This window comes from Pseudoxanthomonas broegbernensis (genome assembly GCF_014202435.1).
In the GTDB taxonomy this organism is placed as follows: domain Bacteria; phylum Pseudomonadota; class Gammaproteobacteria; order Xanthomonadales; family Xanthomonadaceae; genus Pseudoxanthomonas; species Pseudoxanthomonas broegbernensis.
The window spans coordinates 366,712-391,117 of record NZ_JACHGU010000003.1; the positions used below are offsets into that span (position 1 = coordinate 366,712).

At 73.8% G+C, this 24,406-nt stretch carries 19 protein-coding genes; 7 read left to right on the top strand and 12 right to left on the bottom strand.

Annotation, left to right across the window (positions count from 1 at the left end; all coding sequences use genetic code 11):
- Nucleotides 1-11: 11 nt before the first annotated feature.
- Nucleotides 12-1,088: an iron-sulfur cluster carrier protein ApbC gene (gene apbC, locus HNR76_RS08570; protein WP_281383376.1), complete on the bottom strand. Its 1,077-nt coding sequence runs from the start codon at nt 1,086-1,088 to the stop codon at nt 12-14.
- Nucleotides 1,089-1,292: 204 nt separating this feature from the next.
- On the opposite strand from apbC, the gene HNR76_RS08575 reads away from it, so the two are divergent.
- The 3 genes from HNR76_RS08575 (at nt 1,293) to rnfB (ending at nt 4,575) form a co-directional block, all read left to right on the top strand.
- Nucleotides 1,293-1,742: a DUF2147 domain-containing protein gene (locus tag HNR76_RS08575; protein WP_162309683.1), complete on the top strand. Its 450-nt coding sequence runs from the start codon at nt 1,293-1,295 to the stop codon at nt 1,740-1,742.
- A 173-nt stretch (nt 1,743-1,915) separates the two neighbouring features.
- On the top strand, nt 1,916-3,985 hold the full coding sequence (gene metG, locus HNR76_RS08580; protein ID WP_162309684.1) for a methionine--tRNA ligase: 2,070 nt from the start codon (nt 1,916-1,918) through the stop codon (nt 3,983-3,985).
- Nucleotides 3,986-4,155: 170 nt separating this feature from the next.
- On the top strand, nt 4,156-4,575 hold the full coding sequence (gene rnfB / locus HNR76_RS08585) for an Rnf electron transport complex subunit RnfB (RefSeq protein ID WP_162309685.1): 420 nt from the start codon (nt 4,156-4,158) through the stop codon (nt 4,573-4,575).
- Nucleotides 4,576-4,694: 119 nt separating this feature from the next.
- Here the strand turns inward: rnfB and HNR76_RS08590 are convergent, their stop codons facing one another.
- The 6 genes from HNR76_RS08590 to HNR76_RS08615 form a co-directional block, all read right to left on the bottom strand.
- Nucleotides 4,695-5,600: a TraB/GumN family protein gene (locus tag HNR76_RS08590; protein ID WP_425501752.1), complete on the bottom strand. Its 906-nt coding sequence runs from the start codon at nt 5,598-5,600 to the stop codon at nt 4,695-4,697.
- A 41-nt stretch (nt 5,601-5,641) separates the two neighbouring features.
- On the bottom strand, nt 5,642-6,589 hold the full coding sequence (locus HNR76_RS08595; protein WP_162309687.1) for a DUF1684 domain-containing protein: 948 nt from the start codon (nt 6,587-6,589) through the stop codon (nt 5,642-5,644).
- Nucleotides 6,586-8,439, bottom strand: coding sequence for a DNA mismatch repair endonuclease MutL (gene mutL / locus HNR76_RS08600; protein ID WP_162309688.1), 1,854 nt, complete (start codon nt 8,437-8,439; stop codon nt 6,586-6,588). Before mutL ends, HNR76_RS08595 begins: the two co-directional genes overlap by 4 nt.
- A gap of 199 nt (nt 8,440-8,638) precedes the next feature.
- Complete coding sequence (locus HNR76_RS08605; RefSeq protein WP_162309689.1) at nt 8,639-10,165, bottom strand: N-acetylmuramoyl-L-alanine amidase; 1,527 nt, start codon at nt 10,163-10,165, stop codon at nt 8,639-8,641.
- Nucleotides 10,166-10,240: 75 nt separating this feature from the next.
- Nucleotides 10,241-10,726, bottom strand: a complete 486-nt coding sequence (gene tsaE / locus HNR76_RS08610; RefSeq protein ID WP_162309690.1) for a tRNA (adenosine(37)-N6)-threonylcarbamoyltransferase complex ATPase subunit type 1 TsaE — start codon at nt 10,724-10,726, stop codon at nt 10,241-10,243.
- Nucleotides 10,723-12,213, bottom strand: coding sequence for an NAD(P)H-hydrate dehydratase (locus HNR76_RS08615; protein ID WP_162309691.1), 1,491 nt, complete (start codon nt 12,211-12,213; stop codon nt 10,723-10,725). Before HNR76_RS08615 ends, tsaE begins: the two co-directional genes overlap by 4 nt.
- 90 nt (nt 12,214-12,303) lie before the next feature.
- Here HNR76_RS08615 and queG point away from each other — a divergent pair, with 90 nt between their 5' ends.
- From queG to HNR76_RS08635, 4 genes are all read left to right on the top strand, one after another.
- A complete protein-coding gene (queG, locus tag HNR76_RS08620; RefSeq protein ID WP_162309692.1) occupies nt 12,304-13,422 on the top strand; it encodes a tRNA epoxyqueuosine(34) reductase QueG in 1,119 nt (372 codons plus the stop codon).
- A gap of 256 nt (nt 13,423-13,678) precedes the next feature.
- Nucleotides 13,679-15,037, top strand: coding sequence for an exodeoxyribonuclease VII large subunit (gene xseA / locus HNR76_RS08625; protein WP_162309693.1), 1,359 nt, complete (start codon nt 13,679-13,681; stop codon nt 15,035-15,037).
- Nucleotides 15,038-15,297: 260 nt separating this feature from the next.
- A complete protein-coding gene (locus HNR76_RS08630) occupies nt 15,298-16,455 on the top strand; it encodes a glycosyltransferase family 4 protein (protein ID WP_162309694.1) in 1,158 nt (385 codons plus the stop codon).
- Nucleotides 16,436-17,017: a phosphatase PAP2 family protein gene (locus HNR76_RS08635; protein ID WP_162309695.1), complete on the top strand. Its 582-nt coding sequence runs from the start codon at nt 16,436-16,438 to the stop codon at nt 17,015-17,017. Before HNR76_RS08630 ends, HNR76_RS08635 begins: the two co-directional genes overlap by 20 nt.
- 43 nt (nt 17,018-17,060) lie before the next feature.
- On the opposite strand, the gene HNR76_RS08640 is transcribed toward HNR76_RS08635, so the two are convergent.
- From HNR76_RS08640 to thrA, 5 genes are all read right to left on the bottom strand, one after another.
- Complete coding sequence (locus HNR76_RS08640; protein WP_162309696.1) at nt 17,061-17,822, bottom strand: murein L,D-transpeptidase catalytic domain family protein; 762 nt, start codon at nt 17,820-17,822, stop codon at nt 17,061-17,063.
- A 52-nt stretch (nt 17,823-17,874) separates the two neighbouring features.
- Entirely contained in the window at nt 17,875-18,954 is a 1,080-nt protein-coding gene (locus HNR76_RS08645; protein ID WP_162309780.1) for a L,D-transpeptidase, read from the bottom strand.
- Nucleotides 18,955-19,283: 329 nt separating this feature from the next.
- Nucleotides 19,284-20,573, bottom strand: coding sequence for a threonine synthase (gene thrC, locus HNR76_RS08650; protein WP_162309697.1), 1,290 nt, complete (start codon nt 20,571-20,573; stop codon nt 19,284-19,286).
- 67 nt (nt 20,574-20,640) lie between these two features.
- Complete coding sequence (locus HNR76_RS08655) at nt 20,641-21,570, bottom strand: homoserine kinase (RefSeq protein ID WP_162309698.1); 930 nt, start codon at nt 21,568-21,570, stop codon at nt 20,641-20,643.
- The gene (gene thrA / locus HNR76_RS08660; protein ID WP_162309699.1) at nt 21,567-24,068 is read right to left on the bottom strand and encodes a bifunctional aspartate kinase/homoserine dehydrogenase I; all 2,502 of its coding nucleotides are present in this window, start codon (nt 24,066-24,068) and stop codon (nt 21,567-21,569) included. Before thrA ends, HNR76_RS08655 begins: the two co-directional genes overlap by 4 nt.
- Nucleotides 24,069-24,406: the final 338 nt, after the last annotated feature.

Genomic DNA, 24,406 nt, shown 5'->3' on the forward strand with positions numbered 1-24,406 from the left:
GCGATACGGCGTCAGGCCAGGGTCGAGGCGATCGGGATCGAGGCCCGCGGCCGCTGCGCCAGCCGCGCGGCCATGGCCTGCGCCGCACGGAGATACGCCTGCGCCGGGGCCGAATCCGGCGCGGCGGCCACCACCGGCGTGCCCACGTCGCCCTGCTCGCGGATGCGCAGGTCCAGCGGCAGCGAGCCCAGCAGCGGCACGCCGTACTGGTCGGCCATGGCCTGGCCGCCGCCCTGGCCGAACAGGTGTTCGGCGTGGCCGCAGTTCGAGCAGACGTGGATGGCCATGTTCTCCACGATGCCCAGCACCGGCACGTTGACCTTCTCGAACATCTTCAGCGCCTTGCGCGCGTCCAGGGTGGCTATTTCCTGCGGGGTGGTCACGATCACCGCGCCGGCCACGGGGATCTTCTGCGCCAGGGTGAGCTGGATGTCGCCGGTGCCCGGCGGCAGGTCGACCAGCAGGTAGTCCAGGTCGCCCCACAGGGTGGTGGTGAACAGTTGGGTCAGCGCCGAGGTGGCCATCGGCCCGCGCCAGATCATCGGCGTGTCCGTATCCACCAGCAGGCCGATGGACATCGCCTCCACCCCGAACGCGCGCAGCGGCTCGATCGACTTGTCGTCCGGGCTCTCCGGCCGGCCGGACAGGCCCAGCATGGCCGGCACGCTGGGGCCGTACACGTCCGCGTCCAGCACGCCCACCCTGGCGCCCAGGCGCTGCAGCGCCAGGGCCAGGTTGACCGCGGTGGTGGACTTGCCGACCCCGCCCTTGCCGGACCCGACCGCGATGACGTTGCGCACCCCGGACACCGGGCTCAGCCCCCCCTGCACGGCATGGGCGGCGATGCGGTGGTGGGCGCGGAAAGCGGCCAGGGCCAGCCCGTGCCTGCCCGCCGCCTCGGCCACGCGAGCGCGCACGGCCTCGACCGCCTCGGCGGCCAGCGGGTATCCCGTCAGCAGGTCGACCTCGCAGCGGCCGCCCTCGACGCCGCGCACGTCCCAGCGGGCCTGCGGCGGTCCCAGCGGCACGCCGGAAGCGGGATCGTCGAGGTGCGGGAGGTCGCCAGACAGGGCGGTTGCGGGGTCCATGGAATGAGGCTTCGACTGCGGTGGGGGAACACGATTGTGGCAAATATCCGCCCGCCGGGCCTGTCCGGGACGGTCCGCAGGAGGGCGACGGCCCCCGGACGGCCACTCACCATACGAATGCGTATGCATGCCGGCGCTTCTGCGCTAGAGTGCGGAAAACCACGGCCCGGCCACCGGCCGGGCCTACGAGCCACCGGAGGGAATATGCGCAGCAACCGTTCCAAACCGCTCCTCGCCGTCCTGCTGCTGCCGGCCCTGTTCGCGGCCGGCGCGGCCGTCGCCGCCGACCCCGTCGTCGGCCACTGGAAGACCATCGACAGCGATTCGGGCAAGCCCAAGTCCATCGTCGAGATCACCCAGGCGGCCAATGGCGCCCTCAGCGGGCGCATCGTCGAACTGCTCGATCCGAGCAAGCCCAACCCGGCCTGCGACAAGTGCAAGGACGACCGCAAGGGCAAGCCGATCGCCGGGATGGAGATCATCCGCGGCATGAAGCCCGATGGCGGCAACCGCTACGCCGGCGGCACCATCCTCAAGCCGGACGAAGGCAAGGTCTACAAGTCGAAGATGGAACTGGTCGACGGCGGCGCCAGGCTGGAGGTCTCCGGCTGCGTCGCCTTCATCTGCAAGTCGCAGGTGTGGGAACGGCAGTAGGCGCCCTTCCCCGTGGCGATGCGGCCGGGTCCGGACGCATCGCTTCTTCCCGAGGGCCGCCATGGCCCCTGGAGCGCGGCGCGGGCCATGCCTCCGGAAACGCCCGGCCGGTGCCGGCAAGGCCCGATCCGTGCGCATGCGATAATCGCCGGTCCTCCGCGTCCGGCCCCGACATGTCCCGCTCCGCGCTCGTCACTAACGCCCTGCCCTACGCCAACGGCCCGCTGCACCTGGGCCACCTGGTCGGCTACATCCAGGCCGACATCTGGGTGCGGGCGCGGCGCCTGCGCGGCGACACGGTGCACTACGTCTGCGCCGACGACACCCACGGCACCCCGATCATGCTCGCCGCCGAGAAGGCCGGGGTCACCCCGGAGGCCTTCATCGCCGGCATGCAGGCCAGCCACGAGCGCGACTTCGCCGCCTTCGGCGTGGCCTTCGACCACTACGACTCCACCCATTCGGCCGCCAACCGCGAACTGACCGAGTTGTTCTACGCGCGCCTGGACGCCGGCGGCCACATCGCCCGGCGCTCGGTGGCGCAGTTCTACGACCCGGCCAAGGGCATGTTCCTGCCGGACCGCTACATCAAGGGCACCTGCCCCAACTGCGGCACCGCCGACCAGTACGGCGACAATTGCGAGGCCTGCGGCGCCACCTACTCGCCGACCGACCTGAAGGCCCCCCGGTCGGTGCTGTCCGGGGCCGCGCCCGAACTGCGCGACTCGGAACATTTCTTCTTCGAGGTCGGCCGCTTCGAAGCATTCCTGCGCCAGTGGCTGGACGGCGACGTGGCCGTGCCCGGGGTCAAGGCCAAGCTGCGCGAATGGCTGGACGGCGAAGGCGGCCTGCGCGCCTGGGACATCTCCCGCGACGCGCCGTACTTCGGCTTCCAGATCCCCGGCCAGCCGGGCAAGTACTTCTACGTCTGGCTAGACGCGCCGATCGGCTACCTGAGCAGCTTCCGCAACCTGTGCGCGGACAACGGCGCCGACTTCGACGCCTACCTGCGCCCGGACAGCGGCGCCGAGATGCACCACTTCATCGGCAAGGACATCGTCAACTTCCACGGCCTGTTCTGGCCGGCGGTGCTGCACGGCGCCGGCCTGCGTGCGCCCACGCGGCTGCACGTCAACGGCTACCTGACCGTGGACGGAGCCAAGATGTCCAAGTCGCGCGGCACCTTCATCATGGCCCGCACCTACCTGGACGTGGGCCTGGACCCGGAGGCGCTGCGCTACTACTACGCGGCCAAGTCCTCCGGCGGCGTGGACGACCTTGACCTGAACCTGGCCGACTTCACCGCCCGGGTGAACGCCGACCTGGTGGGCAAGTTCGTCAACCTGGCCAGCCGCTGCGCCGGCTTCGTCGACAAGCGCTTCGGCGGCCGCCTGGCCGGCGCCCTGCCCGACCCGGCCCAGTACGCGCGCTTCGTCGCCGCCCTGGACGGCGTGCGCGAGGCCTACGAGCGCAACGACCCGGCCGCGGCGATCCGCCAGGTGATGGCGCTGGCCGACGAGGCCAACAAGTACATCGACGAGCGCAAGCCGTGGGTGATCGCCAAGCAGGAGGGCATGGAGACCGAGTTGCAGGCGGTGTGCACCCAGGGCCTGAACCTGTTCCGCGTGCTGGCCGCCGCGCTGGCCCCGGTGCTGCCGCGCACCAGCGCGCAGGCCGCCGAGTTCCTGGCCGCGCCCGTGCGCGCCTGGCCCGACCTGGACGCGCCGCTGCTCGCGCACGCCATCAACGCCTATGCCCCGCTGTTCACCCGCATCGATCCCAAGCTCATCGACGCCATGACCGACGCTTCCAGGGACACCCTCGCCGCCCCGCCCGCCGCCGCCGCGAAGCAGGCCGGGACGAAGAAGGCCGAGGCCAGGCCGGCCCCCGCGCAGGACCCGGGCGCGCCTTCGTACATCGGCATCGAGGATTTCGCCCGGCTCGACCTGCGCATCGGCCAGGTGCTCGAATGCGGCTTCGTCGACGGCTCGGACAAGCTGCTGCGCTTCCTGCTCGACGCCGGCGAACTGGGCCGGCGGCAGATCTTCTCCGGCATCCGTGCCAGCTACGGCGCGCCGGAAAGGCTGGTGGGCCGCAACGTGGTGTTCGTCGCCAACCTGGCCCCGCGCAAGATGCGCTTCGGCGTGAGCGAAGGCATGATCCTGTCGGCCGGCTTCGACGGCGGCGCCCTGGCACTGCTGGATGCCGACGCCGGCGCGCAACCCGGCATGCCGGTGCGCTGACGCCTGCGCATCGCCTGCGCATCGCCTGGCACCGCGGCCGCGGCGACACCGTGGTCCGGGTCTCCGGCGCGGGGGACGAAGGGCCAAGGGGAGACGGTGCCGCCATCGGCGATAATGCGCCACAGGTGCGCTGCACCGGATACGCGGGCCCGCTGCCAGGCATGTTTCCCATGGCCATCCAGATCGAACGAGTCGAGCGCCTCGACCGCCTGCTGCCGCAGACCCAGTGCGGGCAGTGCGGCTACGACGGCTGCCGGCCGTACGCCGAGGCGATGGCGCGCGGCGCGGCCGGGCCGGACCATTGCCCGCCCGGCGGCGATGCGGGCGCGCGCGCGCTGGCGCGGGTCCTGGGCATCGCGCCGCGGCCGTACGACCGGAGCCGGGGCGAGTGCAAGCCGCCGCAAGTGGCGGTGGTGGTGGAGGCCGACTGCATCGGCTGCACCAAGTGCATCCAGGCCTGCCCGGTGGACGCCATCGTCGGCGCGGCCAAGCTGATGCACGTGATCCTCGACCCGCTGTGCACCGGCTGCGAGCTGTGCGTGCCGGCCTGCCCGGTGGACTGCATCGTGATGGAGCCGGCCGCCCAGTAGCAGGGTTCGGCGCGCAAGGCGTTCCCGGCTCGAACCGAAGTCGGCCCCTACAAGGGATGGCTACAAGCCGCGCGCTTGCAGGGGCCGGGCATAGCCGGCGACCGGCCTGCCCTGGTGGGTCAATGCGCGCAGGCCGAGCAGATCCGTTCCACGCGATAGCCCTTGGCGCGCAGTTTCTCCACCAGGCCATCCCCGCCCAGCAGGTGCAGGGCGCCGACCACCACGAGGGTGTCGTCGTCCTTGCGCGCCAGGCGCTGTTCCAGTTTCGGCAGCCAGGCGTCGTTGCGGGCCACGTTGATCCGCGCATACAACGCCGGGTAGTCGCGCCTCATCTCCGCGGCCATCTCGTTCCACAGGCGGGCGGCATCGCCGGCGCGCCAGGCCGCATGCAGCCGGCGCGCCTGCGTCGGCCCTTCCTCGGCCTGCTGCAGCGCTTCGGCCAGCATCTGCCGCTGCTCGTCCAGGCTCATGCCGGCCAGCACCGCGATCTGTTCGCTTGCCGGCTCCAGACCCGCAGCCGGCTTGCCGGCGCGCGCGGCCGCTTCCATGAAATGCCGGTCCAGGCCAAGCGCCGGGTTCAGGCCCTGCTTGCCCATTTCGAGAATGCCCACGGTCAGGCCGATGAACCAGGGCTCGAAGCCTTCCAGCATCGCCATCGAAAGCTTGTTGGACGCCACGTAGGCCTGCAGCCTGGCCCATAGCTCCGGCCCCAGGTCGCCGCGCAGGTCGCCCGCGCGGCGACGCATGGCCGCCTGCGCCATCTGCATCGGCAGGGCCCCCGAGGCGGCCTCCTCGGGGGAAAGCTCGAACATCAGGTCCTCGGCGTCGGCGAAGGCCGCCTGCACGTCCGCCGAGAGCGGGTAGTCGTCCTCGCCCAGCAGGTGGAACGAGCCGAGCAGGTAGATCGAGTTGTCCGCATCGGACACCTTCCACAGCAGCGGCACCGGGGGTTCGGCGCGCAGCGGCCAGGCCAGGGCCGACAGGACGATGAGCGAGGCGGCGAGGCGCTGCGGCAGGCGAGGCATGCGGGGCATCGGGTTCGGGCGAGGCGGGAAGGCCGGGCAGGTTATCGGTGCACCGGCGAGACGTAGGTCTTCTCGCCCGCGGCGATGGCCAGGTCCAGCCGGTTCTGCGGCGGCGGCAGCGGACAGGTGGCGAACAGGGTGAACGCGCACGGCGGGTTGTAGGCGCGGTTGAAGTCCAGCACCACCTTGCCGTCCGCGCCCGGCCATGCCGCGTCGAGGAAGCGGCCGGCCGGATAGCTGCCATGGCCGCTGGTGCGGTCGGCCAGGACGAAGAACAGCTCGCGGCCCGGTTCGCCCAGCGCCTCCAGGCGGTACTGCACGCCGTCGCGCTCGAACTCGACCGCACCGGGATTGGACGTGTCGGTCCGCACGCCGATGACGTCGCCGATGGACAGGGTGCTGCCCACCGGGTTCGGGACGAAGCGTCCCTCGATGCGCCACGAGGGGTCGGCCGGCCAGTATTCCAGGCCGGCGAACTGCAGCCGCGTCGGCGCGTCGGCATGCTTCACCCGCAACGCGTGGCGGCTGCCGCGCCGGATCAGGCTCACCTGGCCCTTGCCCTCGTCGAAGCCGATCACCGCGGGCGCGGCGGCGTGGTCGCCGTGCAGCGCCACCCGGCCCTTCAGCGGCTCGCCGTTCAAGGTCAGCTCCACGCCGTCCTCGGGGGTGAACCAGTAGCCGCCGCGCGCATCGCGCGAGACCATGCCCATGCGCTCCGGGCCGAAGGCGAAGCGCACGCCGTTGCCGATGCGCTCGCCGCTGCCCACGTAGTGCGCCTTGAGTTCCAGCCAGTGCAGGCCGACGAGGCTGGTCCAGCCATCCGGACGCAGCAGTTCCTCGCGGCGCTGGTCGCGCCAGGCCTGCTGCCCGGCCGCGAACGCCGGGTCGATCCGCGGCGCGGCCGATGCCGACGCATCGCCCTGCCCGCGCCCGCAGGCGGCCAGCGCCGCCAGCAGCGCCATCCCCATGGCGATGCCGGCCGTCCTCATCTTCCTCTCAGGAACCATCGGTCGATCTCCCCCAGGCTGAAGCGCGCCCAGGTCGGGCGGCCATGGTTGCACTGCCCGGAGCGCTCGGTGGCTTCCATGTCGCGCAGCAGGGCGTTCATTTCGGGAATCGTCAGCCGGCGGTTGGCGCGCACCGCGCCGTGGCAGGCCATCGTGGACAGCAGTTCGTCGCGCGCGGCGGCCACCCGGCGGGTGGCGCCGTGCTCGCGCAGGTCGGCCAGCACGTCGCGCAGCAGCGCCTCCGGATCGGCATGCGCCAGCAGCGCCGGCACGCTGCGCACGGCCAGCGCCTGCGGGCCGCTGCGGGTGACGTCGAACCCCAGCTCGGCCAGAGTGGCGGCCTCGCGCTCGGCCAGGTCGGCGTCGCGTTCGCCCACCGCCAGCGAAAGCGGCACCAGCAGCGGCTGGGCGCGCAGGCCGATGCCGTCGTGGGCGGCCTTCAGCCGCTCGTAGCCGATGCGCTCGTGGGCGGCGTGCATGTCCACCACCACCAGGCCCTGCGCGTTCTCGGCCAGGATGTAGATGCCGTGGAGCTGGGCGACGGCATAGCCCAGCGGCGGCACCTCGCCGTCGCCGGCAGGCAGTGTGGCGTCGGGCCGCGGCATGTCCGCCCGGGCAGGCGCTCCGGAGGCCGCGGCACTGGCGGGCGACGCATACAGCGCGGCATACGCGGCGGCCGCCTCGTCCACCCGCAGGCCCAGCGGCTGCGCGGTCCACGCGCCCGCCCCGCCGCCGAAGCCGGCGCCGGATACGGGCGTCGCCGCGCCGGCCGGCGGCATGGCGGTGCCCGCGCCGGCCACGTCGGCACCGGCGCGGGTCTGCGCCAGCGCTTCCTGCAGCGTGCGGAACACGAAGTCGTGGATCAGCCGCGCGTCGCGGAAGCGCACCTCGTGCTTGGCCGGGTGCACGTTGACGTCCACCCGCGTCGGGTCCAGTTCCAGGAACAGCACGTAGGCCGGCTGGCGGCCGTGGAACAGCACGTCCTGGTAGGCCAGCTTCACCGCGTGGGCGACGCTGCGGTCGCGCACCGCGCGGCCGTTGACGTACAGGTACTGCTGGTCCGCGCTGGCGCGGGAATAATGCGGCTGCGCGATCCATCCGTGCAGGCGCAGCCCCGCGCCGCCGTGGTCGATGCGCAGCGCGCTGCGGGCGAAATCCTCGCCCAGGGTCTGGCCCAGGCGCGCGGCGGCCTCGGCGCCGTCCGGGCCACCGTCGCCGGACGCGCCCTGGTCGGGCTTGTAGCGGCGCGAAGGCTTGCCGTTGTGGCTGACCCGCAGTTCCACGTCGGGCCGGGCCAGGGCCAGCGAGCGCAGCCATTCCTCGATGTGGCCCAGCTCGGTGCGCTCGGCACGCAGGAACTTGCGCCGCGCCGGCACGTTGTAGAACAGGTCGCGCACTTCCACCGTGGTGCCGGGCGCATGCGCCTTGGGCGCGACCTCGCCGACCCGGCTGCCCTCCACCCGCAGCGCGGCGCCGTGCGCGTCGCCCGGCCGGCGCGAGGCCAGCATGAAGCGGCTGACCGAGGCGATGGACGGCAGCGCCTCGCCGCGGAAACCGAGCGTGGCCACCGCCTCCAGGTCGTCGAGCGAGGCGATCTTGCTGGTGGCGTGGCGGCTGACCGCCAGCGGCAGTTCCTCCGGGGCGATGCCGCCGCCGTCGTCGCGGATGCGGATCAGGCGGATGCCGCCTTCCTCCAGGTCGATGTCGACCCGGCGCGCGCCGGCGTCCAGCGCGTTCTCGATCAATTCCTTGACCACCGACGCCGGGCGCTCGACGACTTCGCCGGCGGCGATCTGGTTGATCAAGGTATCGGGCAGCGGAAGGATCGGCACGGGAAGGCGGCGTGGGCGCTGCGTCGGAAGGAATGCAGGACGAATGATAGCCGCAGCCGGATGCCGTCGCGCCGGGCAGGATGGGCTTCGGAAATTCGCGCCCCGCATCCGGCCGGGTACCGGCGGTGCACGAATCGGGGTCGTGCCGCGCCGGCGGGTTCGCGCGGGGGTGCGGTGCGGCCGCGGTGCGGCCAATGCCTCAGGGCGTGCCGCCGGCGCCGCCGACGCTGCCGGCCATGGCCACGCTCTCCGCCTCGGCACGCGCGGCGAACAGCGTGCCCGGCGGCGGCTGCCGGGTGAAGTAGGTGCTGATGCCGTCCAGCACCGCACCGGCCACCTTGCGCTGGTACGCCGGGTCGACCAGCCGGCGCTCCTCCTCCACGTTGGAGATGAACGCGGTCTCCACCAGCATCGCCGGCATGTCGGCGGTGCGCAGCACGGCGAAGTTGGCCCGCTCGATGTTCGGCTTGTGGTTGTTGCCCACGCGCTTGAGCCCGCCCAGCACGTGGTGGGCCGCATCCTCGGAGGCGCGCATGTGTCCGCTCTGGGCCAGGTCCAGCAGCACGCCGGCCAGCACGCTCTCGGTCTGCTGCAGGCGCACGCCGCCGACCAGGTCGGCCGCGTTCTCCTTGTCGGCCAGCCAGCGCGCGCGCTGCGAGGAAGCCCCCTTGGTCGAGAGCACGTACACCGAAGAGCCGCGCGCACTGCGGTTCTCCGCCGCGTCGGCGTGGATCGAGATGAAGATGTCGGCCTTGGCCGCGCGCGCGCGCTGGGCGCGCATCGGCAAGGGGATGAACATGTCGCTGTCGCGCACCAGGTAGGCCTTCAGCCCCGGAGTGGCGTTGACCTGGCGGGCCAGCTCGCGCGCCATCGCCAGGGTGATGTCCTTCTCGCGCTTGCCGGTGGGGCCGATGGCGCCCGGGTCCTGCCCGCCGTGGCCGGCGTCGATGGCCACGATCAGCGGACGGCCGGCAACGGACGGGCGCGCAGGCGCCGGAGCCGGCGGCGGCACCGTGACCGCGGCGGCGGCGGCGGCCGGCGCGGTGGCCGCCATGGCCGGCGAAGAGGCGGATGCACGCCCTTCCAATATCGCCTGCGGCGAGGGAGAGTCCGCCGCCGCGGGGGCGGCCGGAGCGGTGGAAGCGGTGCTGCCGGCCTGCACCACCTGCGCGGTGAGCAGCGCGGTGGCGCGGGCGGCCTCGGCGCGCGCATCGGCCGCCTGCGCGGCCGTGGCGGACGGTGCCGTCGTCGGTGCGGCCGTGGCGATGGCGATGGCGGCCGTCTGCACGGCGTTGGGCGTACCCGCGGCGGCCGGTGCCGCGGCCGGGCCATCGCCCGGCCATTCGATCAGCAGCCTGGCTCCGCCGGCCACCGGTTCCATGCGTGGCGGCAGCGCCGCCACCGGCGCGGCCAGCTCGAACACGATGCGGAACGTCCCCGGCACCGGCTGGCCGGTACGCACTCCCACCACGACGCCGGCGGCCGCGGGAAGCCGCAGCCCTTGCATGGCCTTGGAGTCGGGCAGGTCCAGCACCAGGCGGTGCGGCCCGGCGAGCGAAAGGGTCTTGTAGCTGCCGGCGCCCTGCAGGCGCACCTCGGCGCGGGTGCCGGTAGCGCCCTGCTCCAGGGCGATGGCGCTGATCTCGCCGGCCCAGGACGCGCACGCGACGGCGGCGAGCACGAAGCCCGCCCCCCACCGTCCGATCCGGGCCATTTCCAGGCGCATGACGCGGATTCAAGCACTGCGATCCGCCAAATGCAAGAAGTTTTCCCTTAATAATCCGTGACCTGTGGGGCCTTCCTAGGGTTGACCGGCAAGAAGGCCCTGCAAACGGCCGCTTTTCAGCAGCGCCGCGCACCACGCCTCCCCCGCCGGCGACCCCGCTTCGAGCCGTGCCCGGCGCCCCGCGCCGGCCTGGGCCAGGTGGATCCCCAGGTCCGCCGGCGGCAGCGCCGCGGCACCGCGCTCCGGCCATTCGACCAGCCACAGCGTGGCCTCGTCGCCGTCCAGCCCCAGGAAATCCAGCTCCCCGGCATCGCCTATCCGGTACAGGTCCAGGTGCCAGGCCTCGCCACCGGGCACCGGATAGCGCTCCAGCAGAGTGTAGGTGGGGCTGCGGACGGGGCCCCGCACTCCCAGCTCGCGCAGCAGCGCGCGCGCCAGGGTCGACTTGCCAGCCCCCAGGTCGCCGTGCAGGTGCACCACCGCCGGCTGCGGGCGCATGGCGGCCAGCGCACGGCCCAGTGCTTCGGTGGCATCAGCGTCGGCCAGTTCGATCCACATCATGTCCTTCCCGGGTTGGCGAGACGGCGCAGCCAGGGCAGCAGGTCCGAAGGCAGCAGCCCGCGCTGGCCGGCCTCGTGCGCCGCGGCGTCGCCGGCCAGGCCATGCAGCAGCACTCCGGCGCAGGCCGCCTCGAATGCGGGCAGCCCCTGCGCGCGCATCGCGGCGATGGCACCGGTGAGCAGGTCGCCCATGCCGCCGGTGGCCATGCCCGGATTGCCCGCGGCCAGCACCCGCGGCGCGCGGTCCGGCGCGGCGACGATCGTGCCCGCGCCCTTGAGCGCCACCGTGCAGCGATAGCGCTGCGCCAGTTCGGCCGCGGCGGCGTAGCGGTCGCGCTGCACCGTGGCGGTGTCGGCGCCGAGCAGGCGCGCGGCCTCGCCCGGATGCGGGGTGAGGACCGCATCGCCGGGCAGGCGCGGCGCTTCGGCCAGCAGGTTCAGCGCATCGGCATCGAGCACCAGCGGATGGCCGCTGTCGAGCACGCACCGGTACAGCTCCCTGCCCCATTCCGCGCGCCCCAGCCCCGGGCCGCAGGCGACCACGCCGGCGCCGTCGAGAAGCGCGCGAAGATCGCCGGCACCGGCCACCGCACGGGCCATCGCCTCCGGCCGCCGCGCCAGTGCCGCGGCCACGTGTTCCGCGCGCGTGGCCACGCTGGCCAGGCCGGCGCCACCGCGCAGGGCCGCTTCGGCGCACAGCACCACCGCACCTCCACCGCCATGGTCGCCGCCCACGCACAGCACGTGCCCGGACCGGCCCTTGTGGGTATCGCGCCGGCGCGGCGGCAGCCATGCGCGCAGGGCGCCGGCCTCCAGCAGCGTGGCCGTCGCCGGCGCCTCGCCGGCCCAGGCGCCGGCGTCCACGCCCAGCGCGTCCAGCAGCAGTTCGCCGGTGCGGTCCAGCGCCGCGCCGGTGTACAGCCCGGCATGCGGCACGATGAACTGCAGCGTGCACTGCGCATGCAGCGCGGCGCCCGGCACGCTGCCGCGGTCGGCATCCACGCCGCTGGGCACGTCCAGCGCGAACACCGGCGCCGCCGCGGCGTCCAGCGCGGCGATCAGGGCCGCGGCATCGTCGCGCGGGGCCTGCTCCAGGCCGATGCCGAACAGCGCATCGACCAGCACGTCGGCACCGTCCAGCGGCGTGGGGAACAGGTCCACCCGTCCGCCGGCGGCGAGGTAGTCGGTGCACGCGCGCTGCGCCTGCGGTGCGCGCGGCCCGCCGCCGGCCGGGTGCACCACCCTGACCTCGCGCCCGGACTGCAGCGCCAGGCGCGCCAGCACGTAGCCGTCGCCGCCGTTGTTGCCACTGCCGCAGGCCACCGCCAGCCGCCGCGCCTGCGGCCAGCGCTGCAACAAGGCACGCCAGGCGGCCTGGCCGGCGCGCTGCATCAGCACGTAGCCGTCGCCGCCCAGCGCGGCGGTGGCGAGGCGGTCGATCCGGCGTGCGGAAGCGGCGGCGTACAAGGCGGTGGCGCGGTGGCCCATGCGCCGATTCTAAGCGTCCGCGCACGGCCGGTGGCGTTCCGGCACGGCCGGCGCGGCGGTGCGTTCCACCCGGCCTCCTATACTTTCGCCATGCCCGCCACCCCGCCCGCCGCCGCCGTGCCCGTCGCCGCGTCCTTCGACCCGTCGGCCGTGGCCCGGCGCGTGCGCGAGCTGGCACGCGAACTCGGCTTCCAGCATTGCGGCATCGCCGGCATCGATCTGGGCGAGGACGAGGCCCACCTGCGCGACTGGCTCGCCCGCGGCCTGTACGGGACCATGGAGTGGATGGCGCGCCACGGCGACAAGCGCGCGCGGCCGCAGGAACTCATTCCCGGCACGGTGCGGGTGATCTCGGTCGGCCTGGACTACGGGCGCAACGACGGCGACGAGGCCTGGAACACCCTCGGCGACGGCCAACGCGCCTACGTCGCCCGCTACGCGCTGGGCCGCGACTACCACAAGCTGATGCGCAACCGCCTGCAGAAGCTGGCCGAGCGGGTGCAGCAGGAGATCGGCCCGTTCGGCCACCGCGTGTTCGTCGACTCGGCGCCGGTGCTGGAACGCGCGCTGGCGCGCAACGCGGGGCTGGGCTGGATCGGCAAGCACACCTGCCTGATCGACAGGAACGGCGGCTCGTGGTTCTTCCTCGGCGAGATCTACGTCGACCTGCCGCTGCCGCTGGACGAGCCGGCCAGCGCGCACTGCGGCACCTGCACCCGCTGCATCGAGGTATGCCCCACCGGCGCCATCGTTGCGCCGTACCGGCTCGACGCGCGCCGCTGCATCTCCTACCTCACCATCGAGCACGAGGGCGCCATTCCCGAGGAACTGCGGCCGGCGATCGGCAACCGCATCTTCGGCTGCGACGATTGCCAGTTGGCCTGCCCCTGGAACAAGTTCGCCAAGCGCACCGACGAGCCGGACTTCCGTGCCCGCAACGACCTGGACACCGCCAGCCTGGCGCAGTTGTTCGCCTGGGACGAGGACGAGTTCCTGCGCCGCACCGAGGGCAGCCCGATCCGCCGCAGCGGGCACGAGCGCTGGCTGCGCAACATCGCCGTGGCCCTGGGCAACGCGCCGCCCACGCCCGAGGTGCTGGCCGCCCTGGAATCGCGCCGCGCGCATCCCTCGCCGCTGGTGCGCGAGCACGTGGCCTGGGCACTGGCGCGGCACGCCTCCGGGCCGCCTCTTCCCGGCATCGACGGCTGAAGCGACCGGCGACGGCAGGCACAAGAGCATTGGGTTGCGCGACCTTGGCGGGGAGTCCGCCGTCCTGCGAAGAGGGGCCGCTCCTTCGGCACGGCATTCCCCAGGCGGCGGCGGACTCCTCCCGAAGCCAGCGCACCCACCGCCGTTGCCGCTGCATGCGGTTGTTCCCGCAAACCGGCCCCGGCACCGCAAAACACCCGGAAGGCATGCGCTTCCCCCCACCGCGCTATCCTGTCCCGCCGCCCGACGTGCGCCGATGACCGAGCAGAATCCCGTCCTCACCCCCAGCCAGCTCAACACCCTGGCGCGCGACCTGCTGGAAAGCGCATTCCCGCTGGTCTGGGTCGAAGGCGAACTGGGCAGCGTCACCCGCCCCGGCTCCGGGCACGTGTATTTCACCCTCAAGGACGCGCGCGCGCAGGTGCGCTGCGCCATGTTCAAGCCCAAGAGCCAGTGGCTGAAATTCGTGCCGCGCGAGGGCATGAAGGTACTGGGCCGCGGCCGCCTGACCCTGTACGAGGCGCGCGGCGACTGCCAGTTGATCGTGGACCACCTGGAGGAGGCCGGCGAAGGCGCCTTGCGCCGCGCGTTCGAAGCCCTGAAGGCCAAGCTCGAGGCCGAGGGCCTGTTCGAGGCCGCGCGCAAGCGCCCCCTGCCGGCCTACGTGCGGCGCCTGGCGGTGATCACCTCGCCCACCGGCGCGGCGGTGCGCGACGTGCTCAGCGTGCTGGCGCGGCGCCTGCCGCTGGTCGAGGTGGACATCCTGCCCAGCCTGGTCCAGGGCGAGACTGCGGCGGCGCAGATCACCGACCTGTTGCAGCGCGCCGGCGCCTGCGGCCGCTACGACGCGGTGCTGCTGGCGCGCGGCGGCGGCTCGCTGGAGGACCTGTGGGCGTTCAACGACGAGCGCCTGGTCCGCGCGATCGCCGCCTCCCCGGTGCCGGTGGTGTCGGCGGTGGGCCACGAGACCGACTTCAGCCTGGCCGACTTCGCCGCCGACCTGCGCGCGCCCACGCCCTCGGTGGCCGCCGAACTGCTGGTGCCGGACCGCAACGACCTGCGCGCGCGCCTGCGCGCCCTGCAGGGCCGGACCCACGCCTCGCAGCGACACTACCTGCGCCAGGCGATGCAACGGACCGACCGTGCCTCGCTGCGGATGCAGGCGCAATCGCCCCAGGCGCGGCTGCGGATGCTGCGGCAGCGCAAGCAGGCCCTGCTGCAGCGGCTCGATGCGCTGTGGCGGCAGCACCTGCAGCGTCGGCAGGCACGTTTGCGCCAGGCCGCCGCGGTCCTGCGCGCACACCACCCCGGCCGCCGCCTGGCCCCGTTGCAGGCACGCCTGCAGCGCGCGCAGGCGCGTCCGCAGGCCGCCATCGCCCGCGTCCTCCAGCGCGATGCACTGAAGCTGCGCGCGCTGGCGCGCGCGCTGGAAGCCTGCAGCCCGCTGGCCACGGTGGCGCGCGGCTACACCATCCTCAACGCCACCGATGGCCGCCTGGTGCAGTCGGTCGCCCAGGCCGCGCCGGGCGATCGCCTGCAGGCACGGCTGCGCGACGGCACCCTGGCCCTGTCGGTCGAGGCGGTGCACCCGGCGGCGGCGCGGGACGAGGGCTAGCCCCGCGCCCGCGTGGGATGCGCGGGAGCCCAACCATAGGCGGAAGCTCCCCCTTCCCTGCGGGCTGGGCCGCCCCGGCTTTCGCCGCGCCCACGCCCGCGGCAGGAGTCCCCGGCGCGATGGCGCGGTGCCAGAACCGGCCATCGCGCCGGGACATCGCCGGGAAGGGCGCACGCGTGCTGCGTCATGCAAGCGTCATCCCGGTGTCACCAAGGCTCCATGGCGGCGGCGCAGGCTGGGCAAAACCGGAGCCGCCGCGCATGCGCTACGCCCTCGTCACCGAGACCTATCCGCCGGAGGTCAACGGCGTCGCCCTCACCGTGCAGGGCCTGGCACTGGGGTTGTGCGCGCGCGGCCACGCGGTGGAGGTGGTCCGGCCACGGCAGCCCACCGACAGCGGCGGCGAGGCCGGCAACGAGAACGCCATCGCCGCGCTGCGGGTGCGCGGCGCATCGCTGCCGCGCTATCCCGGCCTGCGCCTGGGCCTGCCGGCCACCGGCACCTTGCTGAAGCACTGGACCCACTCGCCGCCGGACGCGATCTACGTCGCCACGGAGGGACCGCTGGGCTGGTCGGCGCTGCGCGCGGCCACGCGGCTGGGCATCCCGGTGGCCTCCGGCTTCCACACCCGCTTCGACCGCTACATGCGCGACTACGGCCTGCAGTGGCTGGAAGGCGCCGCGCTGGCCTGGATGCGCCGCTTCCACAACCGCGCCGACGCCACCCTGGTACCCACCATCGAGCTGCGCGACTTCCTGCAGGCACGCGGCTTCCGGCGGGTGGTGCGGCTGGCGCGCGCGGTGGATACCGCGCACCTGACCCCGATGCTGCGCGACGCGGGGCTGCGCGACACCTGGGGCGCGGGCGCGGACACGCTGGTGGCGATCCACGTCGGCCGCATCGCCCCGGAGAAGAACCTCGACCTGGCCGTGCGCGCGTTCCGCGCGCTGCAGGCGCGGCGCCCGGACGCGCGCTTCGTCTGGGTCGGCGACGGGCCCTCGCGCGGGGCGCTGGCCCGCGACAACCCCGACTTCGTGTTCTGCGGCACCCGCCACGGCACGGACCTGGCACGCCACTTCGCCAGCGGCGACCTGTTCCTGTTCCCCAGCCGCAGCGAGACCTTCGGCAACGTCACCCTCGAAGCCATGGCCAGCGGCGTGCCGACCGTGGCCTTCGACTCGGGCGCGGCGCGCGAACACCTGTGCGACGGCATCCACGGCGCACGGGTGGCCGACGAGGCCGGCTTCATCGATGCGGCCGTGCGCCTGTCCGGCGATGGGCCGGTGCGAATCGCAATGGGCCGGGCGGCCCGCGCCGCCATGCTGCGGCTGCGGCCGGAACGGGTCGCCGCCGACTTCGACGCGCTGCTGGCCGCCCTGGGCCGCCAAGGAGAACGCGATGCCGCTCTCGCCGCCTGATCGCATCGCCGTTTCCTGCGCGCCGCCGCGGCGCCGGCGTACCGCGCGGCTGCGCGCGCGCGACCGCGGCTGGTGCGTGCGCGCCAACCGCTGGGGCGCGCGCTGCGCGGTGCGGCGCTATTTCGCCGTGGTCAGCCGGCTGGGGGACGGCGTGTTCTGGTACGCGCTGATGGGCACGATGGTCGCCTTCGACGGCTGGGCCGGACTGGCGGCCTCGCTGCAACTGGCGGCCACCGGCCTGGTCGCGCTGGCCCTGTACAAGGGCCTGAAGCACTGGACCCGCCGGCCTCGGCCGTTCGCCGCCGACGGCCGCATCCGTGCCTGGGTCGCCCCGCTGGACGAGTTCAGCTTCCCGTCGGGGCATACCCTGCACGCGGTGGCGTTCACCATCGTGGCGCTGGCCCACTACCCCTGGCTGGCGGTACTGCTGGTGCCGTTCACCGCCTCGGTGGCCGTGTCCCGGGTGGTACTGGGCCTGCACTATCCCAGCGACGTGCTCGCCGCCACCGGCATCGGCTCGCTGCTGGCCGGCGCCTCGCTCTGGCTGGCCGCGCCGCCGTAGAAGCGGGCCGGCCGCACGGGACTCCATCCACGATCGCGCCGGATCAGCGCGCGGCGGGGGCCTCGGCGCCGGCCGCCCGCGCCGCGCCCGCGCCGCCGCATTCGCCACCGAGCAGCCGCGAGCGCCGCAGCCACTCCTGGTCCGGGTAGTAGGCGAAGACGAAGGTGCCGCCGCGGATCGTGTCGATCAGCCGGCGCGCCACCGCCGGCCGCACCGCCGGGCAGCCCAGGCTTCGGCCCAGCCGGCCCTGCAGCCGGGCCGAGGCGGGATCCACGTAGGGCGCGCCGTGGATGACGATGGCGCGCTCGCGCGCGCGGTCGTTGAAGCCCGGCTCCAGGCCGTCCAGGCGCAGCGAGTAGCCGTTGCCGCCGATGTAGCTCTCCTGCGCGGTGAAGCCGCCCAGGCTGGTCATGTGGCTGCCTTCGCGGTTGGAGAAGCGCGTGGTCAGGTTCTCGCCGCTGTTGCGTCCGTGCGCCACCCATTCCTCGAACAGCAACCGGCCGCCAGCCAGGTCGAACACCCACAGCCGCGGCTCGGTGGACGGGCGCGAATAGTCGATCACGCCGAGCCGCTGCGGATCGATGCCCGAACCGGGGTGGCGCAGCGCGCACGTCATCGCCCGCGCGGCCAGCCGCAGCACCTCGCGGTCGGCCGCCGGCGCCGCCCGCGCCAGCCGGTTCGCGAGGTCGGGAACGCTCGGCGCCCACGGCTCGGGCGCCACGGCGCGGCCGGAAGCGTGGCCGGCCACGGGAACCAGCCACGCCGCGATGGCGAACCCATGGACCAGGCGTGTAGGAAATCTCATGCGGCGGAGGCTTCGTCGGGAGGCGTGCCGGACTCGCGCTTCCGGCCCCGCGTCATGGTGCGGGAGCACCGGCGTCCGATTCCAGGACCGGCTGCAGTTCCGGCGCCGCGTGCGCCGGGACCGCCGGGCGGATCGCCGGAAGGTCGGTGACCAGCAGGGTCGTGCCCGGCACCAGCGCATCGTACAGGCGCCGGGTGAATTCCGGCGGCAGCCGCACCGGCAGGGTGGGTCGCCGCAGCAGGTCCAGCGGCACCGGCGCGGCGGCCGGCGGAGCTTCCCTCGTGGCGCTGGCCCGCATCGGGGCCGCGCCTGGCTGCGCCGCAGCCTCCAGTCCGGCCAGGATCGGGTACGCCGTCCAGGCATGCCGTGGCCGGCTCGGGTCCAGCGGGCTGGCCTCGGTCTCCACGCCCTGCCCCATCACGAACAGCGTGGTGCCGCCGAAGGCCGCCTCGGGCGCGGCGGTTTCCAGCACCGCCTCGCCCAGCAGCCGGCCGTCGCGCAGCACGTAGATGCGCCTGTCGGCCAGGCTCACCACGATCCCCACCTGTCCCTGCGGCGCGGCCGCCTCGTCCCAGGTGTAGCCGGCCCCGCCCGATTCCGGCAGCGCCAGCGGCGCGCCCTGGGCGGTCACCGGCGCGATCACCGCCGGGTATACCAGCGTGGTCGGCGAGGCCTTGGCATCGGCCACCACCACCGTGTCGCCGTTGCGGGTGATGCCGAACAGCTTCTGCGCGAACGCCTGCGGCAGCCGCACGCAGCCGTGCGAGGCCGGATAGCCGGGCAGCGCCCCGCCGTGCAGGGCGATGCCGTCCCAGGTCAGCCGCTGCATGTACGGCATCGGTGCGTTGTTGTAGAGATTGGAGCGGTGGTCCCGGTTCTTCTGCAGGATGGTGAACACCCCGGCTGGCGTCTCGTGCCCGGGCTTGCCCGAGCTGATCGTGGACAGGCCGATGGCCACGCCGTTGCGGTACACGTAGGCGCGCTGCTCGTCGAGGCTGACCACCAGCACCACCGGGCCGGCCGGCGACACCTCCGGGTGCCAGAGGAACTCGCCCGGCCGCAGGTCCAGCGGCCCGCGCGGCGCGTCCTGGGCCAGCACCGCGGCGGCGGCGAACAGCAGGGCCGCGGCCATGCCGCGCGCGGCGCGGCGCGGCAGGCCGCCGTCGCGCACGGTGGCATTCCCCGCATTGCGTTCTTCCGCCGCCATCGGCGTCCCTCCTTCCGGGCCGGATACCGCCTTCGCACCGGCTGCGCGGCACGGGCGTGGCGCGGGACGGTATCGGCCCGAGCCGAGTCCACACGGTGCCGCGTCGCGAGGGTTCGCGCAACGAGGCCACGGCGCGAGCGCGCATTCGGCATCGCGGGGGGCACCGGCCGTGCCCGGCGCCTGCGGCGAGCGGCAGCGCAACCGTGCTTGCAGGGGGCGACCCGGGGCGACGGAACCCCGGAAATCGCCGCCGCTCAGCCCAGCAGGTGCCCGCGCAGGGCCTCGTACTCCGGCGGCACCGGCACGGCATGGGCCGGGCGCGCCAGCAGGTCGGCCAGCGCCGGCGGCACGTCCACCGCATGGCCGACCAGCGGCTCGACCACCGCCTCGAACTTGGCCGGGTGCGCGGTCGCCGCCACCGCCCAGTCGCCGTCCGTGCCCTCGGCGCGCAGGGTCTGCAGCACGTGCATGGCGGTGGCGGTGTGCGGGCAGAACACCTCGCCGTGGCGCTCCCAGCGCGCGCGGATGGTGGCGCGGATGGTGGCGTCGTCCACCGAGATCGCGGTGAAGCCCGTGCGCAGCGCCGCATCGTCACCGGCGTACAGCCAGCGCAGGCGCTCGAAGTTGCTCGGCGCGCCCACGTCCATGGCGTTGGCGGTGGTGGCCACGCTGGCGCGCGGGACGTAGTCGTCGCCGGCGAAATACTCCGGCAGGACCCGGTTGGCGTTGGTCGCCAGCACGATGCGGCCCAGCGGCAGGCCCTGCGCGCGCACCAGGATCGCGGCCAGCGCGTTGCCCAGGTTGCCGGTGGGGACGACGAAGTTCAGCCGCTTGCCGGTGACCGCGTGGTGGGTCAGCGCCGCGTGCGCGTAGTAGCTCATCTGCGGCAGCAGCCGGCCCAGGCTGATGCTGTTGGCCGAGCTCAGCGGCACCTGCGCCTGCAGTTCGGCGTCGTTGAGCGCGCGCTTGACCAGCGCCTGGCAATCGTCGAACGAACCGGCCACGCGCAGCGCGGAGACGTTGCCGCCGAAGCAGCCCAACTGGTGCGCCTGGCGCGGCGACACGCGCCCATCCGGGTACAGCACCACCACGCGCAGTCCGGGCTGGCCGTGGAAGGCGGCGGCCACCGCCGCGCCGGTGTCGCCGGAGGTCGCCACCAGGATGGTCAGCGGCGCGGACGCACCGCGGCGGATGCGCGCCAGGGCCGCGGCCAGGAAGCGCGCGCCCACGTCCTTGAACGCCGCGGTGGGGCCGTGGAACAGTTCCAGCACGTGGTCGCCCGGGGTGGCCAGCGGTTCGAGCGGCACCGGGAAATCGAGGGCCTCGGCGCAGATCGCCGGCAACTCGGCCGCCAACGCATCGCCCTCGAAGAACGGCGCCAGCAGGGTGGAGGTGGTCTGCGCCAGGCTGTCGCCGGCCTGCAGCGCGCGCCCGGCTGGCAGCTTGGCCGGCACGTACAGGCCGCCGTCGGGGGCCAGGCCGGCGGCGATGGCCTGGCTGAGGGTGGCCGGCGGGGAGGCGTTGCGGGTCGAGATGAATTCCATGGTGGGTCCCGTATCGATCGTTTCTTGAGAGTCTGGAAATCTTGGATTCCGGAAGACGCGGCCGCCGCTACAGCAGCACCGCGCCGGGGCTGTCCAGGGATGAGACCCAGGCCTGGCTCTCGAAGCCGGCGCGGGCGAAGGCCGCCTGCACCGACGGCGCCGCGGCCTGCGCGCCCTCGCGGGACTCGAACCAGGCGAACACGCTCGGCCCGGCGCCGGAGATGCTGGCGCCCATCGCGCCGCTGTCCAGCACCGCGGCCTTGGCCTCGGCGAAGCCGGCGATCAGCGGGGCCCGGCGCGGTTCCACCAGCACGTCGCGCAGGCCGGCGCGGACCAGCTCCGCGTCGCCAGCGTGGCAGCCGGCCAGGACCAGCGCCAGGTTGGCGCTCTGGGCGACGAAGTCCTCCAGTGCGTAGCTGCCGGCCAGCGCCTCGCGCGCGCGGCGCGTCTCCAGCACCGCCTCCGGGTGCACCAGCAGGCTGTGCCAGCCGGCCGGCACCGGGATCCGCACCATGCGGTCGGCGGTGGCCAGCACCAGCCCGCCCAGCAGCATCGGCCCCAGGTTGTCGCCGTGCCGGCCGCCGCTGGCCACCGCCTCGCCGGCCAGCGCGAACGGATACAGCGCATGCCGGGTCAACGGGGCATCCAGCAGCGCGTTGGCCGCCACCAGCGCGGCCACGCAGGAGGCGGCCGAGCCGCCCATGCCCGAGCCCAGGGCGATGCCCTTGACGATCTCCAGCTCGAAGCCGAACGGCAGCTCCAGCGCCTGGCGCATGGCCATCAGCGCCATGCCGGCAGTGTTGCGCTCGGCCTCCAGCGGCAGCGGGAACGGCGCGCCCTCGATCGCGGCGATGCGCACCGTGGGTTCGGCGGTGCGGCGCACGGTCACCGTGTCGCCCACCCCGGCCAGGGCGAAGCCGAGGATGTCGAAGCCCACCGCCGCATTGCCGACCGAGGCCGGCGCGAACGCGGTCGCCCGGCGCTGGACACCGCTCACAGCCGCGCCCCGCGGCCGGCGGCCACCCGCAGCACGTCGGCGAACACGCCCGCGGCGGTCACCTCGGGGCCTGCACCGGGCCCCTGCACCACCAGCGGGTTGTCGCAGTAGCGGCGGGTGGTGAACTGGACCACGTTGTCGGTCAGGCGCAGGTTGGCGAAGGCGTGCGCGCGCGGCAGTTCCACCAGGCCGACGCTGGCGCGCCCCTCCGCGTCCAGCCGCGCCACGTAGCGCAACACCTTGCCCTCGGCTCCGGCGGCGGCCAGCCGCGCGGCGAAGCCCGCGTCCACCTCGTCCAGGCGGGCCATGAAATCGTCGACGCTGGCCTGGCGCAGCGCCTCGGGCACCAGGCTCTCCACGTCCACGTCCTCCAGGCTCAGCTCGCGCCCGGCCTCGCGCGCCAGGATCACCAGCTTGCGCGCCACGTCGGTGCCGGACAGGTCGTCGCGCGGGTCCGGCTCGGTGTAGCCCTGCGCGCGCGCCTGGGCGACCAACTGCGAGAACGGCACGCTGCCGTCGTACTTGTTGAACAGCCAGGCCAGGGTGCCGGAGAAGATGCCCTCGATGGAGGTCACCACGTCGCCGGTATCCAGCAGGTCGCGCAGGGTGGAGATCACCGGCAGGCCCGCGCCCACGGTGGCCTCGTAGCGGAAGCGCGCGCCGCTGGCGGCGGCGGCCTTGCGGATGGCCTTGTAGCGCTCCAGCGGCCCGGCGCCGGCCTGCTTGTTGGGGGTGATCACGTGGATGCCGGCGGCCAGCCACTGCGGGTAGCGGTCGGCGATCTGGGCGCTGGCGCTGCAGTCGACGATGACGATGTGCGGCAGGTGCGAATCGAGCAGTTGCTCGGTGAAGCGGTCCAGGTCGGCCGCCTCGCCGCTGGCGGCCAGGCGCTCGCGCCAGTCCTGGCCGATGCCGCGCACGTCCAGCACCTGCCTGCGGCTGGAGGCGATGGCGCGCAGGCGCAGGTCCAGGTTGGCGCGCTTGAGCAGCGGCCCGCGCGCGGCCAGGAGCTGGTCCACCAGCGCCGCGCCGACGTTGCCCGGCCCGATCACGCCCACCGCGAAGGTCTGCGGCGACAGCCAGAAGCCGGCGTGCGCGGCGCGCAGGGCGCGGGTGGCCTGCTCGCTGTCGATGGCCACCGAGATGTTGCGCTCGGACGAGCCCTGGGCGATGGCGCGGATGTTCACCTGCGCGCGCCCCAGCGACTGGAACAGGCGCGCGGCCACGCCCGGCTGGCCGGTCATGCCGTCGCCCACCGCGGCCAGCACGCTGATCCCCGGCACGTACTGCACGCGCTGCACCTGGCCGGCGGCCAGCTCGTGGCTGAAGGTGGCGGCCAGCGCGGCCTGCGCACGCTCGGCTTCGGCCTGCTTGACCACGCAGCAGATCGAGTGCTCGGAGGAACCCTGCGAGATCATCACCACCGACACCTTGGCGGTGCGCAGCGCGGCGAACACGCGCTCGGCCGTGCCCGGCACGCCGATCAGGCCGGTGCCCTCGAGGTTGAGCAGGGCCAGGTGGGGGCTCAGGGTCAGGCCCTTCACCGGGCCGTTGACGTCGCGCCCGGCGGTGATCCGGGTACCCGGGTGGTCGGGCTGGAAGGTGTTGCGGATGATGATCGGCAGGCCGCGCTCGATCGCCGGCGACATGGTCTGCGGATGCACCACCTTGGCGCCGAAGTAGGCCAGCTCGCAGGCCTCGTCGTAGCTGAGCGACTCCAGTTGCACCGCCTCGGGCACCACCCGCGGGTCGGCCGAGAGCACGCCGTCCACGTCGGTCCAGATCTGCAGTTCATCGGCCCCGAACAGGGCGGCGAAGATCGCGCCGGAATAATCGCTGCCGTTGCGGCCCAGGGTGGTGATGCGGTCCTGCGCGTCGCGGGCGACGAAGCCGGTGGCCACCACGCGGCGCTGCGGATGGGCCTGGCGCCAATCGGCCAGGCGCCGGGCGCTGCGATCCCAGTCCACGTCCACGCCCAGCTCGCCGTGGCTGACCACCAGCACCTCGCGCGCATCCAGCACCGCGCAGTCCTCGCCCAGCGCGCGCAGGTGCTCGCCCAGCAGCCGCGCCGAATACACCTCGCCCAGGCCCTGCACGCGCTGCGACACTTCCTCGGGCAGGCTGCCGATCACGCTCAGCGCGTCCAGCACCTGGAGCAGTTCCTCGAAGCGCTGGCCCAGCCATTCCAGCACCGGCGCGGCGCGCTCGCCCAGCAGCGAGGCGGCCGCCTCATGGTGCCGCGCATGCAGCGCCTGCCAGCGCTGGCGCCATTCCGGCGCCCCGGCCGCGGCGGCCTGGGCCAGCTCGATCAGCGCATCGGTCACGCCCTTCATCGCCGAGACCACGGCGACCTGGGTGGTCTCCTCGCGGGCGCGCAGCAGCCCGGCGACGTGGCGGTAGCGGTCGGCGTCGGCGACGGAGGTGCCGCCGAACTTGTGCACGACGGTACGCGCGGGTGCGGCGTCGGAGGAAGCGTTTGCGGCGGCGGGCGACGACATGGATGGACCTCGGGGTTCGAGGCCCTGCACGCGCATCCGGTAGCGGGTGTTCCCGCGCCCGGGATTCGGGTGCGGGGCCGTGGTTTCGTTGGTTACACGAACACGACCGACCGCACCGGACGGGTAATGCCGGTGGCGGTAATCGTGATGATGCCGATGGCCGGCGCGCACGCGCACTCCCGCCGCAGCGGCGGAACGGAACGGACGTGGCTGGCGCAAGGCTTCGACATGGTCTGCAAGGGGACACGATGCCATGGGGGCCTGTCAAGTGTTGCAGTGCCACATGCCCGGAATTTTCCGTTTCCACGGAAACGGACACCGCCCTGTCCGCAACGAGC

Coding starts and splice junctions, on each gene's coding strand:
- apbC (WP_281383376.1), bottom strand. CDS start 1,088: ATGGACCCCGCAACCGCCCTGTCTGGCGACCTCCCGCACCTCGACGAT.
- HNR76_RS08575 (WP_162309683.1), top strand. CDS start 1,293: ATGCGCAGCAACCGTTCCAAACCGCTCCTCGCCGTCCTGCTGCTGCCG.
- metG (WP_162309684.1), top strand. CDS start 1,916: ATGTCCCGCTCCGCGCTCGTCACTAACGCCCTGCCCTACGCCAACGGC.
- rnfB (WP_162309685.1), top strand. CDS start 4,156: ATGGCCATCCAGATCGAACGAGTCGAGCGCCTCGACCGCCTGCTGCCG.
- HNR76_RS08590 (WP_425501752.1), bottom strand. CDS start 5,600: ATGCCTCGCCTGCCGCAGCGCCTCGCCGCCTCGCTCATCGTCCTGTCG.
- HNR76_RS08595 (WP_162309687.1), bottom strand. CDS start 6,589: ATGAGGACGGCCGGCATCGCCATGGGGATGGCGCTGCTGGCGGCGCTG.
- HNR76_RS08605 (WP_162309689.1), bottom strand. CDS start 10,165: ATGCGCCTGGAAATGGCCCGGATCGGACGGTGGGGGGCGGGCTTCGTG.
- tsaE (WP_162309690.1), bottom strand. CDS start 10,726: ATGATGTGGATCGAACTGGCCGACGCTGATGCCACCGAAGCACTGGGC.
- HNR76_RS08615 (WP_162309691.1), bottom strand. CDS start 12,213: ATGGGCCACCGCGCCACCGCCTTGTACGCCGCCGCTTCCGCACGCCGG.
- queG (WP_162309692.1), top strand. CDS start 12,304: ATGCCCGCCACCCCGCCCGCCGCCGCCGTGCCCGTCGCCGCGTCCTTC.
- xseA (WP_162309693.1), top strand. CDS start 13,679: ATGACCGAGCAGAATCCCGTCCTCACCCCCAGCCAGCTCAACACCCTG.
- HNR76_RS08630 (WP_162309694.1), top strand. CDS start 15,298: ATGCGCTACGCCCTCGTCACCGAGACCTATCCGCCGGAGGTCAACGGC.
- HNR76_RS08635 (WP_162309695.1), top strand. CDS start 16,436: ATGCCGCTCTCGCCGCCTGATCGCATCGCCGTTTCCTGCGCGCCGCCG.
- HNR76_RS08640 (WP_162309696.1), bottom strand. CDS start 17,822: ATGAGATTTCCTACACGCCTGGTCCATGGGTTCGCCATCGCGGCGTGG.
- HNR76_RS08645 (WP_162309780.1), bottom strand. CDS start 18,954: ATGGCCGCGGCCCTGCTGTTCGCCGCCGCCGCGGTGCTGGCCCAGGAC.
- thrC (WP_162309697.1), bottom strand. CDS start 20,573: ATGGAATTCATCTCGACCCGCAACGCCTCCCCGCCGGCCACCCTCAGC.
- thrA (WP_162309699.1), bottom strand. CDS start 24,068: ATGTCGTCGCCCGCCGCCGCAAACGCTTCCTCCGACGCCGCACCCGCG.